We start from the raw sequence: 13,615 nt of genomic DNA, 5'->3' as shown, positions 1-13,615 counted from the left end.
GCGGAGGTAATCCGGATATAGTATTCCGATGATTGATTTTTATTCAAGGTTTCGAACACTCAAGGTTTTAAACCCATCGCTACAATGCAAAAATTTACGAAAACTTTCCGCCCCTATTCATCCAGCTAATCACCGCTTTAATTTCACCGTAACTGTAATCATCGCCCAAAATTTGCTTTAATGGCGATAGCATTTCGCTGCCGTAACTTTCAACTGCATCTTTAATAACCGGCACTTTCGCTGCCGACACAATTTCCAATACGTCAATTTCGCCCGATTCGATAAAATGACTCAGGTGGCTTTCAATGGTCATGGGCGATAAATTACGTTCCGCGGCTATTTCGGCAATGCCTTTTCCCTGTCGATACATGGTAAAGGTTTCCATTTTGGTATCGTTGGTTTTACGGGGCTTGCTGCTTCGCTCGGGCCGATCTGTTTTTGGTTTTCGCTCGCGTTTGGGCGATTTATAGGCAATTTTAGATTCCAGTCCTTTCTCCTTGCAATAATCTTTTACCGGCTGCAATAACTCGCGGCCGTAGCGGGCGAGTTTTACATCGCCAAAGCCCGAAATTAAGCGAAGCTCATCCAGACTTTGCGGTAAAAACGTAGCCATTTCTAACAAAGTAGCGTCGGACACAATAATGTAAGCCGGTACATTCTCATGATGGGCAATATCGTTACGCACGCGTTTTAAGCGACTCAGCAATTCGGCCTCGTGTGGAGGGGCCTGTTCATGGGTATGTGTTTCTTCGGTGGTTTCGCTTTCAATAAACTCAACCTTTTGCAGGCCTTTTAATACAGCATGGCTTTGCGGGGTTAGGTTTAAAACGGGGTATTCCTGTCCGCCCATTTGCAAATAGCCGGTAGTGATCAGTTCTCGGATGTAGCGTTGCCAGTCGGGCTTGCTGATATCGGCACCAATGCCATAGGTTTTAAGTTGTTTATGCTCGTCTCGAATCTTTTCAGATTTTGACCCGCGTAAAAAATCAATCACATAGTTTACCCCAAAGCGTTCATTTAAACGGGCCACTGCCGAAAGTGCTTTTTGGGCGATGAGCGTGCCATCAAAACGTTTAAACTCCGTAAGACAAACATCGCATGAGCCGCAATTGGGCGGAAAGGCCTCATCAAAGTATTTCATGAGGTATTGCCTTCGGCAGCTTTGGAGCTGGCAATAGGCCACCATATCGTTCAGCTTATTAAGCATAATGCGGCTTTGCGCCTCATTTCCTTCAATGCGTGCGAAATGTTGCAACTTACCGGCATCCCCCGGCGAATACAACAACAAGGCCTCTGATGGTAAACCGTCCCTGCCCGCCCGCCCGGTTTCCTGGTAATAACCCTCAATGTTTTTAGGCAGATCAACATGCACCACATAACGCACGTTTGATTTGTTAATGCCCATACCAAAAGCGATGGTTGCCACAATGATCTTTATATCATCGCGCAGAAATGCTTCCTGATTTTTGGCCTTTACATCGTTATTAAGCCCCGCATGATAGGCCTCGGCACTAAAGCCCGCGTCTTTCAAATCGGCAGCCAAATCTTCTGTGGATTTTCGCGATAGGCAATAAATAATGCCCGACTCATCTCCCCGCTCATTCAAAAAATCGGTAAGTTGCTTAAAGCTGTTTCTTTTGGGCGTAACGCGGTAGGTAATGTTTTCCCTGTTAAAGGATGATACAAATACAGCCGGTTTATGCAGGTTAAGTTTTTCAAGGATATCTTTTTGGGTAAGCTTATCGGCGGTAGCAGTAAGCGCGATGACCGGCACTTTAGGAAACTCGGTTTTTAGCTGGGCCAGCATCAGGTACTCGGGACGGAAATCGTGTCCCCAGGATGAAATACAGTGCGCCTCATCAATGGCAATCTGCACCACGTTAAGCGTTTTCAAAAAGGGGACAAGCTTGTTCTCGGTGCCAAACAAACGTTCAGGAGCAAGGTACAATAACCGTATCTGGTTATTTTTTAATTTTTCTGCAAGCTGGCGCTGCTCATCAGGATTTTGGGATGAGTTTAAAAATGCTGCCGGGATGCCGCTTACATTCAGGCTGTCAACCTGGTCTTTCATCAGCGCAATCAATGGCGAAATCACAATGGTTAAGCCATTTAACAGTACCGCTGGCAATTGGTAACATAAAGACTTGCCACCACCGGTAGGCATAAGCGCCATTACATCTTGTTTGTTTAAAATATGCTGAATAATGGCTTCCTGCTGGTGCCTGAACGCGCTATAACCAAAATACTTTTGCAGGGCCGAAAGTGGATTCATATGTTAGATGTGCAAATGTGCAGATTTCAGATGTGCAGATTGATTTGAACACCCAATCTTTCGATGTGCAAATTACGGATTATTAGATTTGATTGCTAAAATTTTTAGATTTTTTGAGGGGCGATTGTCTGAATCAGAATTAACAGAATTTTTGAATTAGCAGAATGCTTTCAAATCAAATCCTGTTCAACTCTTTTAATCCGATAAATCCCGGTTCAGACAAAAAATCTGCACATCTGAAATCTGCACATCTGAAATCTGCACATCTGAAATTTGCACATCTGCACATTTTTTCACCATATTTAGCTTTTACTACGCTATATCAATTTTATGATAAAAAAACTACTCCTTGTTTTATTAGCTGTTGTTTCTGTATCAGCTTCCTTCGCTCAAAAAATACAATCGCCCGAGGAGTTCCTGGGCTATAAACTGGGCGAACATTTTACCCCGCATTACCGCATTGTGGAGTATTTTAAATACGTTGCACAGGCATCAAAAAATGTAAAATTGCAGCAGTTTGGTACCACCAACGAAGGCAGGCCATTGTTGGCTATGTTCATCGCATCAGATGAAAATATTGGTCGGTTAGAAGAAATTCGACACAACAACCTGCGGGTTGCCGGGATAGAGAGCGGCGCCGTGATTGCCAATGTGCCGGTAATTACCTGGTTGAGCTATAACGTGCATGGTAACGAACCCGCATCGAGCGAGGCCGCTATGTGGACGTTGTACGATCTGGTCGACCCCTCAAATACCCAAACTCAGGCATGGTTAAAAAATACCCTGGTAGTTATCGATCCATGTTTAAACCCGGATGGTCGTGACCGTTATGTGCATTTCTATAATTCGGTAGTAGGTGCAACGCCAGATGCCACACAAACCGCGCGCGAACACGCAGAACCATGGCCGGGAGGCAGGGTAAACCACTATTATTTTGATTTAAACCGCGATTGGGCTTGGCAGCAGCAAAAAGAAACCCAGGCTCGTGTAGGCTTGTTTAACCAATGGCTGCCGCAAGTACATGTGGATTACCACGAGCAAGGCTACAACGCCCCTTACTATTTTGCACCGGCAGCCGAGCCATATCACAAAGATATTACTCCATGGCAGCGCGAAGCCCAGATTTTGATTGGTAAAAACAACGCTAAATATTTCGACCAGAATGGCTGGATGTATTTTACCAAATACGAGTTCGATTTGCTTTATCCATCATATGGCGATACTTATCCTTTATACAATGGCTCTATTGGCATGACTTACGAGCAGGGCGGCATCAGCGCCGGCCTGGCTGTGGTTACCCGCAGCGGCGATACCTTAACATTGGTTCAGCGTGTGGCGCATCATCACTCTACCAGCTTAAGCACTATCGAAACGGCATCGGCCAATGCTCAAAAATTAAAAGATGAGTTTAAAAAGTTTTATGATAATAGCCGTGCCAACCCTCCGGGCGAGTACAAAACCTATGTTATTAAAAACGACAACAACAATAAAATAAACGCGTTGGCTACCTTATTAAAACGTAATGGTATCCAATACGGGTTCGGATTAAGCGGTAAATCGGCTACCGGTTATAATTATATCAATGGCAAAACCGAGCAGTTTAATGTAGGCGCTAATGATTTGGTTGTAAATGCCTATCAGCCCAAAGCGGTATTGCTGCATGTATTGTTAGAGCCTAAAACATTTATCCCCGATTCAAACACCTATGATATTACCGCATGGTCGTTGCCTTACGCCTTTGGTTTAAAAGCTTATGGTGTTAAGGAATCATTTAAACCGGCCACTGCCGAGTGGGGAATTGTTGCACCTAAAGCGTTGATCAATACACATGCGTACGCCTATGTATCGGCATGGCAATCTGTAGGTGATGTTAAGTTTTTATCGGCGTTGCTAAAAAAGAAAATCAAAGTGCGCTATACCGAAAAATCATTTGAGTCGGCCGGTAAGCAATTTGCCCCAGGCTCATTACTAATAACCCGTGCCGGGAATGACCGTGCCGATTTTGACCAGGTAGTAACCCAAACCGCTGCTGAGTTGAACCAGGAACTTACCCCGCTTTCATCGGGTTTTGTTGACAAAGGCTCTGACGTTGGCTCTAACGATGTTAGATATCTTCGCCAGCCTAAAGTAATGCTTGTTGCCGGCGATGGGGTTAATTCCGAAGCGATGGGCGAAGTGTGGCACCTGTTTGAAGCGCAGCTGGGCTATCCTATTTCATTAATCAGGTACCAGGATTTAGGCCGCACCCGTTTGGCAGATTATGATGTGGCGATTTTCCCGGATGGCCGTTATGACGATTTCCCGTCGGACAAATTGGTTAGCTGGGTTCGCGATGGTGGTAAACTTATCGCTGTTGAAAACGCGGTTGGCTACCTGGCCGATAAAAAAGGCTTCCTGATTAAAAAGAAAGAAGATAAAAAAGACGACAAGGAAAGAGATAAAACTGTTAAAGTTTACGGCGACCGTGATCGCGACGCCATTCGTGAGCAAATTCCCGGGGCCATATTTAAGCTAAACCTGGATAATACGCACCCGCTTGGCTTTGGCTTGCCAGATTATTATTACTCACTAAAACTGAACGACGATGTATATGAGCTTTTTGGTGATAACGACGGCTGGAATGTAGGCACCATTAAAAAAGACAGCTATGTATCTGGCTTTGCAGGTGCTAAAGCCAAACAAAAAATTAATAACGGCTTACTATTGGGCGTGCAATCACTGGGCCGTGGTACAGTAGTTTACATGGCCGACGATCCGCTGTTCCGCAGTTTCTGGGAAAATGGTAAGTTGCTATTTAGCAACGCCGTGTTTATGGTGGGGCAGTAAAAGCCCCCAGCCCCCTAAAGGGGGAGCTTGAAAATCAAACGGCCTTGCTTTTAATAAAGCAAGGCCGTTTGATTTTGTAAATATCTACTTGGCTAACATACAAATCAAAAAGCTCCCCCTTTAGGGGGCTGGGGGGCTTTGCGTTGTATCTAATTACTCCCCTTCACCCTTCCTTTTTCGTCATCGGCGCCGCTGTGGTGTTGGCGTACTTTGATGGAGTTGTTGCCAAAGTTATAGGTAAGCGTTAAGCGGCCCACCCGGGTATCGTTTCTTTGTCTTATGGTGAAGTTGTTATTAAGTGCCTGACTGCTTAAGTTGTTGCGGCGGATGTTGAATACGTCATCGCAAGCTACTTTAACATTAAACTTTTTATCGAAGAACGATTTGCTTATACCTAAATCAACCGAGTAACGTGGTCTTATTTTGTAAATGCCATAGGTTAACGGCGACTGGTAATCGCCCATAACCTCTAAACGGGCACCTGCAAACTTAAATGTTTGGGTGGTACGGGCCTGATAAGCCCACTGGCCGTCATGAAAATTGAAGCCAGCCAACGAGTCGGATTTAAAGCCGAGATAAAAGGCGGTTACGTTAACATTACCTTCCCACCACTTGGTGATAGTGAATGGGGTGTTAACATTAATATTGTACCCGGTTTGGGTTTGCAGGTTTTTGTTGGTTTGAAAAGTTTTTTCGCCCTCGGTTAAAATAAGCTCGGTAATGGCATCTGTTGTGCGGCTATAACCCAGGCTTAGGTTGAGCGATTTATTGTAAGTATAATTAAACTCAAAGTTTTGGGTATACTGCGGATTAAGGAACGCATTACCTTTATTAAAGGTATAAGGGTCAAGATAATAGATGAAAGGGTTTAAATCATCATAGCCCGGCCTATCAATACGGCGGCTGTACGATAAGCTAACTTCATTTTTATCATTAATGGTATGGTTGATAAACGCGCTTGGGAAAAAATTAAGGTAGCTGCGTTTTACAGGCGTGCTGCCTAACAGGTCGCCATTTGATTCTGTGTTTTCGGCCCTCACACCAATTTGTACCGAGGTTTTTTTGAATTGCTTGTTCAGGTTAATATAGCCGGCCACAATTTTCTCGTCGTAAATAAAATGGTTAGAGCGACCTTTATCATTAATATAAGTGCCACTGCTGTCAATCTGTGCCCTTAAATCGTTATCTGTTTTTACATTGCTGTACTTACCGCCGGCTTCCAGTTTAATGGTTTTTGTTAACGGCTTGGTATAATCAACCTTGGCGGTGTATATGGTAATTTGTGCCGGGGTTTGGTTGCGCAGCAGTTGCGATGGATGTTGGGCGCTGCCATCGGGCAAAAAGTAATCGGTTGTGTATTGCGCGTTATTACTGTTGTTAAATTTAGAGTAATCCAGATCAAAGCTTAATTCCTGGCCGTTGGTGTCAATTTTTAGGCGGTCGTTAAGGTTAACGGCAATGTTTTTGTACGCTTGCTTGAAAATAGAATTGGTACGCAATGATGAATCGGCCACGCCTGGTTGTGTGCCAATAAGGGTTGAGGTATTGTTATTGTCGTTTTCGGTATTTGAATAGCCGCTTACCACAAATCCAATGGTATGCTTAGGCGTAAGGTCGTAATCGGCCCCAACACGATAGTTATTATAATGGTTGGCATTAGGCATGTATGATTGCTGGGTAAAGTAATTGGTAATACCCTGGTCGTTTTTTACAACCCTGTCAAGCAGTAAATCATGCCCGCGTTTGTTATCACCACGACTAAAGGTACCAAACACGTTCAGGTTGCCATCTTTATGATTCAGGTTTAGGCTGCTGTTATCCCTCCAATACTGGCCCTTTGCCACACCAACGGTTACACTGCCATTGGTGCCCGATTGGGTATTCTTTTTTAATTTAATGTTGATAATGCCCGAATTACCCGCCGCGTCATATTTAGCAGATGGGTTGGTAATGATCTCTATTGATTTAATGGTATTGCCATCTGTTGAGCGTAATAAAGTAGCCAACTGTGCTGCCGATAAATAGGTAAGCTTATCATTAATCATTACCGTAACACCTTGTTTGCCTTTCAGGCTTATGTTATCGTCTTTATCAACCGTTACACCCGGTGCCCTGGCTAATATTTCCATGGCGGTATTACCGGCAGCAAGTACGCTGTTTTCCACGTTCATTACGGTGCGGTCTATTTTGCGCTCAATTAATGGCTTGGTGGCGGTAATAGTTACCGTTTTTAAAGCCGTGTTGGTGCCTGGTTGCAGGTTTAAAACCGGTACTTCAATAGTGGCAGAATTTTCGGTAACGGTAAATGGCTTGCTGATGGCCTTGGCATACCCCACAACAGATGCTTTGATCAAATATTTACCTGCAGGAATTTTATCGAAAGAGTAAACGCCGTTATCGTTACTTAGGGCACCTTTAACAACGGTTGAGTCGGTAGCTTTAATGATGCTTACGCTGGCATAGTCAAGCGGTTTGCCCTGGTCGTTGGTTAATGAGCCGGATACTTTGGCGCTGCCCGCCTTGCCGGCCTGGCCAAAGGATACCCCCCAGCTGATAACTACAAGCAGGAGTGTAAATAGTATATGGTTAATTTTAGTTTTCATTGTTGTTGGTTTAAAAATTGGGCAATAAAAAGCCGGTAAGGAAAATGTTTCCTTTTAAAATTTTGTAAATAAGTTTTTTAGCTGTTTGCGGCGCGCTGGCCTAATTGTGTTTAGTAATTATTTTATATAAGCAGGTGTTTTCATAATGTATCTGTTTAAGGGGCGGCGGATACGCGTATCCTGTTAAAAGCCCCGATTGGTATTTGTGTGCGTTTTCATATAAGATGCACAAAAGGGGTATTAGGTTACAGCGATTTTAAACTTTTTAATACCGGGAAGATGGTTTTAGCAATATCGCTTGCGATATTATAGGCTAAAGTATGATTGGGAGTGGTTGGGTTTGGGCCTGATGTTGAACTGTTTGCTTTCAGATGGGAAATAGTGCCTGCTTTAAAAGTAAAAGCGTAAAAAGGAATAATAAGCCCGCTAAATAATAGCAGGCTTATATATTTTATGAACGTTTTCATTGTTTAGGTTGGTAAACCGGTTATTGAGCAGCGTTTTTGATTGAGTCGGCTACTTCCTGCCTGCGCAGGCTATCAATGGTAGATTGTGGTACCGGAGGTATTTTACACTCCAGGCCATTTTCTGTCATCACAAATACAGATCCGTTTGGATTTGCAGGCTGGTTGCTTTGGCCGCAATCGTACAGGTTAAAGCCCATGTTGCGGTCAAGTTTCTGATCAATTACCAGTGTTGAATTTAACGGAACTTTAATGGTGATGTACAATTTTTGACCTCTCCATTTAGCACCGGCTATACGCTCAATCCTGCGGTCGAATTTCAAAACCGAGTCTTTTTGCGTAAAACGGTAGCTGATGTTGCGGGTGTTCATCAAAGCGTCTTCATAATCCCTACCGCGGGCGGTAAATGATTCAATCAACACCGGTTGTGGAACGTCGCTTTTCTCTACATTGATACTAACCGGGTCTGATGCGCCAAAATCATCGTTGCTGTTAAAGTCATCATCTAAAATAACCATTCCGTTAAAACGCTCCTTGATGCGCAGGCGGGTGCTATCTTCATTACTCAGATATTTGGCATCGTTGAGTTGCAGGTAATAGGTGTTGCTTTTTGTGGCTTTGATATTTACCGTATTGCTAAGGCGGGCTCCTTCCCTAAAATCGGCAGTTGCTTTTACGCCATAATATACAACCGCGCCAAGGGCAGCCAGCCATACACATAATAAAGTAGTACCAATAGTGCGGTTAAATGTGGCGTTTTTAAACAGGAAGCCTATTATTAATAATATAATAGTTAATAACGGGATAGCCAGCAATAAAAAGCCACCTGCCAAAAATATCATGCTGGTTTCCTGGTTCACAAAATTGAAAGGCGGGATATGGTAAATATCCTGTTTGCCAAAAGCCAAAAATGCTACAACAGTAACAATAAGCGCTATGGCCATGCCAAAACAGGCTAATAATATGGCACCGGCTATCAGCTTGCCTATTAAACTGCCCGCGCCACGCAGAAACACGCCTAAGTGGCTAAAAAAATCGCCAATGAAATCACGGGTTTTGTATACAAAAGGTTTGGCTTCGTGCTGAAAGTTATGCAGATGGTCTTTTACAGTACTTAACTCATCTTCAAAATTCTTTTTAAAGCCTTTTAAATCCTGCTTTTCGCCTTTCATGGCCATTCTATCGGCACGGGAAATAGCTTTGGGGACTACTATCCATAGTATTACATATAAAAAGACGCCACTGCCTGCCGCGCAAAAAGATATCGCGAAAGCTAAACGCACCCAAACGGCCTGGATATCGAAGTAGTTGGCAATACCCGCGGCCACGCCGCTAACCAAATGATCGTCCGGATCACGAAACAGCCTTCGGCGCTCAGTATTATAAGCGTAGTTGCCGGTGCCAGGTACTTTTGCATCGTTCTCGGCCGACTCGAAATCCTCAACAGAGCCCATTTGTTCCACAACAAGTTTAACGTCTTGCTCCACAATAACCTGTTTGCTTTGGCTTGCTAAAATTTCATTAAACATTTCGGCAATGCGGTTTTCAATGTCGGTAGTGATCTCCAAACTGTCGGCCGAGGTAGAAAAATGACGTTTTACGTCGGTCATGTAAAGTTTAAGTACGTCATAAGCATCCTCTTCTATGTGAAAAACGGTGCCGTTTATATTTATGATGATAGTTTTATTCATGATGGGTAATAATTTCAGGTTCTTTTATTTTCTTTCTCCAATGGCCGTTGTAACAGCGTAAACTAATTCCTGCCAGGTTTTATCCAGCTGTTCAAGCACATGCCGGCCCTCGTCAGATAGTACGTAATACTTTCGCGGCGGCCCGGAAATAGACTCAACCCAGTTGTAAGTGAGGAGGCCATTGTTTTTTAACCGGGTTAATAACGGGTACAGAGTACCCTCAACTACAAGCAGTTGGGCTTTCTTAAGTTCAGCAATTATGTCTGATGCATATGTTTCGCCCTTAGCTATGATGGATAGGATGCAGTACTCCAGTATGCCCTTCCTCATTTGGGTTTGTGTGTTTTCAACGATCATAATACAAAGATATATGTTTAAGATTGTATTATGCAATACATAGTACTAAAATTATTAATATTTATTTTTAAAGATGCTTTTTTTAAAAAAAAGTCCTCTTTTTTAAGATTTAACTTGACTTTTTGATAATGTAACATTACTTTTATGATTAATTAACTATTAACTGATCTTATTATTAACGAAATGAAAAAACTTCTACTAGCAAGTTTGTGCATTCTGTTGTTATGCCTAACACAGGTGCACGCACAAAACCGTACAGTTACTGGTACGGTTACGGCCAAAGACGACGGCCTACCCATTCCGGGAGTATCAGTAAAACTCAAGGGAACTTCGAGTGGTACACAAACCAACGCCGCGGGTAAATTCTCGTTAAGCGTGCCTTCAGGAGGTGTGTTAACATTCTCTTTCATCGGGTACAATACCCAGGAAGTTGCAACTGGCACAAAAAGCACATTTGACGTAGTGTTATTGAGTGCCAACAGCCAGTTGAACGAAGTTGTTGTAACAGCACTGGGTATCCAAAGGCAAGCTATTTCGGTAGGTTACTCTACTGCAAAAGTAAGCGGTAAGGATATCACCACTGCAAAACCAATCAGCGTTACCAACGGTTTAACCGGTAAGGTATCTGGTTTGCAGGTTACAACTACCAACAACGGCTTGTTTGCCCCAACACGTGTTACTTTACGTGGTAACAGGTCATTAATTGGTAACAACCAGCCGCTTTACGTGGTTGACGGTTCTATCTTCTACAGCGATATCAGCACGCTGAACCCTGAGGACATCGCTGAAACTACTGTATTGAAAGGTTCTTCTGCATCTGCGGTTTATGGTTCTGATGCATCAAACGGTGTTATAGTAATTACAACCAAACACGGTGCTAAAGGCTCGTCTGCTTTAACAGTGTCATCTACTTACCAGCTTGAAAAAGTTTCTTACATCCCAGAATATCAAACTCGTTTCGGTGCAAACGGTGGTGAGGGCGAAGTTTTTGATTTTTCAAAGTTCGTTGATCCTATTGACGGTCACTACACTTATTATCCTTACGAAAACCAAAGCTACGGCCCTGAGTTTAACGGTCAGTTAGTACCTATCGGCCGTCCTTTGCCAGATGGTTCATCTGAGTTGGTTCCTTATTCTGCCGTTAAAAATCAAAAGAAAAACTTCTTTGATACTGGTATCACTACTCAACATAACTTTTCTTACACTTCAGGTGAAGAAAACGGTAGCTTCTACATGTCTGGTCAGGATTTGAAAAGTAAATCTATTATGCCTAAAGATGAAGGCCGCAGAGATGTGTTCCGCGTTGGTGGCGACAAAAAATATGGTGCTTTTTCAACTTCTTATTCAGTTGCTTATACCTACTTAACTAAAAACCAAACAAATACAGGTGCGGTTTATAATGACTTGATCGAGTCGCCTGTTAACGTTCCGGTTAAAGATTTAAGGGACCCTACAAGTAAATATGGCAACCCTGATACTTATTACAATGATTATTATATCAGCCCGGGGCAAATTATCAACGAAACAAGATACTTGCAGGTTGAAAACCACATCCAGGCAAACTTTCAGGCAAACTTAAAAGTGGCTAAGTTTTTAACATTGTCTTATCGCTCATCTCTTGATAATACAAGCGGCAGAACCGAATATAAAGATGCCGGGAGAACTTATAGTGACTTCACCAAAAACGCTACTACTATGATCTACCCGAACAATTCTGGCGGATTAGATACTGTGTTAAATGATGGTGCAGGTCATAAATATGCCGCAAACGATGTATTGCCTGCATACGGAACAAGTGATTATACCAACCTGTTATTCAGTTCAGACTTCCTTGCTAACTACAACTTTAAACTTCCTTCTGATTTTAAATTGGACGGTACTTTAGGTGTTGCTTATTTAGACAACAAAATTACCAGCACTACAGTAAATGCTGGTTCAATAAACTTCCTTCCTTACAATACTCAAAACCTTTCATCTGTTCCAAGTTTAAGCGAATACTCGCTTCAGGCACGTAAGCTAGGTTACTTTGGTACCGCTACATTGGGCTATAAAAGCTATGCATTCGTTCACGGATCATACCGTACAGATTTGGATTCAAGGTTGTCATCAAAAAACAAATACATAGGTTATTATGATATTGATGGTACTGTTGTGTTGAGCGAAATTTTTAAAGAAATAGCAAATAACGATTACCTTAACTTTGTTAAAGTTCGTTATGCTCACTCAAAAACAGGTAACGCTTCTGCATTATCATCTGGCTCACAGTATATCGCTTTCGGTGCTTATCGTACTATACCAACTGTTGGTTTAGCCGGTGGCTTCCCTTACAGCAGTACAGGTATCTCGGGTTATTCACTAAGTGGTACAATTGCAAATCCTGATATTAAACCAGAAAACGTTACAGAAGACGAGGTTGGTTTGGATTTAGGGTTCTTAAAAGACCGTTTAACTTTAACCGCATCTGCTTATAAATCAATAACCAGAGACGGTATCGTAACTGCACAAATATCTCGTGCATCTGGCTTTACTTCAGCTTTACTAAATGCTGCAAACTCTCAAAATAAAGGTTTAGAGCTTGACTTACACGGAACTGTTATCAACTCGCAAGCTGTTAAGTGGAATTTAGGTGTTAACTATACCAAACAAACAAGTAAGGTTATCAGCATTGTATCTGGTGTAAATGAGCTTTCATTAGGCGGTAACACTTATGCGGTTAAAAACCTGCCATACGCACAGCTTAAAGGTTATGACTGGAGCCGTGACCCGGCAACAGGAAAAGTTATTGTTGATGCCAACACTGGCTTACCCGTAAGGGCTGCTGCTACCCAGCCATTAGGTAATGTTAACCCTACAGATCTGTTGGGCTTTACATCATCATTAAGCTACAAAGGCTTTACTTTAAACTTAACTATTGATTACAGAGGAGGGTACAAAATATTTAACGCTATTGGTAGCACACTTGATCACTCAGGTAACGGGGTAACTACAACACTTACCGGTCGTCAGCGCTTTGTATTCCCTAACTCTGTTTACAAAGATGCAAGTGGTAAATATGTTGATAACACCAATATCCTTACACAAGATGGTAACTATAACTTTTTCCCAACTACCTGGTTAGGTGTTGATGCTAACTACGTAATTAGTGCAGCTGCATGGAAATTACGTGAGGCTTCGTTAAACTACAACTTCCCTAAAGCGTGGTTAAGAGACGTTAAGTTTATTAAAAATGTTAACGTAGCAATATCTGGCCGTAACTTATTAATGTTCCGTCCATCAACTAATAAATTTACTGATCCGGAGTTTAACGATGATACCAGCAACGCAGTTGGTAGAACTACTTTGAACCAGGCTCCGCCAACCAGAATATTCAGCGGCACTTTAGCTGTAACTTTTTAACAAAGA

Annotated in this window: 7 protein-coding genes; 2 read left to right on the top strand and 5 right to left on the bottom strand. The window is 42.6% G+C overall.

Annotated elements, in window-relative coordinates; all coding sequences use genetic code 11:
• Positions 1 to 94: 94 nt before the first annotated feature.
• Complete coding sequence (gene recQ, locus QWZ17_RS16035; protein WP_290306278.1) at positions 95 to 2,272, bottom strand: DNA helicase RecQ; 2,178 nt, start codon at positions 2,270 to 2,272, stop codon at positions 95 to 97.
• A gap of 330 nt (positions 2,273 to 2,602) precedes the next feature.
• Between recQ and QWZ17_RS16030 the strand changes: the two genes are divergently transcribed.
• A complete protein-coding gene (locus tag QWZ17_RS16030; RefSeq protein WP_290306277.1) occupies positions 2,603 to 5,098 on the top strand; it encodes a M14 metallopeptidase family protein in 2,496 nt (831 codons plus the stop codon).
• A 149-nt stretch (positions 5,099 to 5,247) separates the two neighbouring features.
• On the opposite strand, the gene QWZ17_RS16025 is transcribed toward QWZ17_RS16030, so the two are convergent.
• The 4 genes from QWZ17_RS16025 to QWZ17_RS16010 form a co-directional block, all read right to left on the bottom strand.
• Positions 5,248 to 7,701, bottom strand: coding sequence for a TonB-dependent receptor domain-containing protein (locus QWZ17_RS16025; RefSeq protein ID WP_290306275.1), 2,454 nt, complete (start codon positions 7,699 to 7,701; stop codon positions 5,248 to 5,250).
• Between the two features lie 245 nt (positions 7,702 to 7,946).
• Entirely contained in the window at positions 7,947 to 8,168 is a 222-nt protein-coding gene (locus QWZ17_RS16020) for a hypothetical protein (RefSeq protein ID WP_290306272.1), read from the bottom strand.
• Between the two features lie 20 nt (positions 8,169 to 8,188).
• The gene (locus QWZ17_RS16015) at positions 8,189 to 9,856 is read right to left on the bottom strand and encodes a PspC domain-containing protein (RefSeq protein ID WP_290306271.1); all 1,668 of its coding nucleotides are present in this window, start codon (positions 9,854 to 9,856) and stop codon (positions 8,189 to 8,191) included.
• Positions 9,857 to 9,880: 24 nt separating this feature from the next.
• On the bottom strand, positions 9,881 to 10,213 hold the full coding sequence (locus QWZ17_RS16010; protein ID WP_290306270.1) for a PadR family transcriptional regulator: 333 nt from the start codon (positions 10,211 to 10,213) through the stop codon (positions 9,881 to 9,883).
• A 183-nt stretch (positions 10,214 to 10,396) separates the two neighbouring features.
• Between QWZ17_RS16010 and QWZ17_RS16005 the strand changes: the two genes are divergently transcribed.
• Positions 10,397 to 13,609 (top strand): SusC/RagA family TonB-linked outer membrane protein, encoded by a 3,213-nt coding sequence (locus tag QWZ17_RS16005; protein WP_290306269.1) that lies wholly within the window; start codon positions 10,397 to 10,399, stop codon positions 13,607 to 13,609.
• Positions 13,610 to 13,615 lie beyond the last annotated feature (6 nt).

Source organism: Mucilaginibacter flavus (assembly GCF_030409315.1).
Taxonomy (GTDB): Bacteria; Bacteroidota; Bacteroidia; order Sphingobacteriales; family Sphingobacteriaceae; genus Mucilaginibacter; species Mucilaginibacter flavus.
The sequence above is the reverse complement of the archived record's forward strand: the minus strand, read 5'-3'. Positions and strand labels throughout refer to the sequence as shown.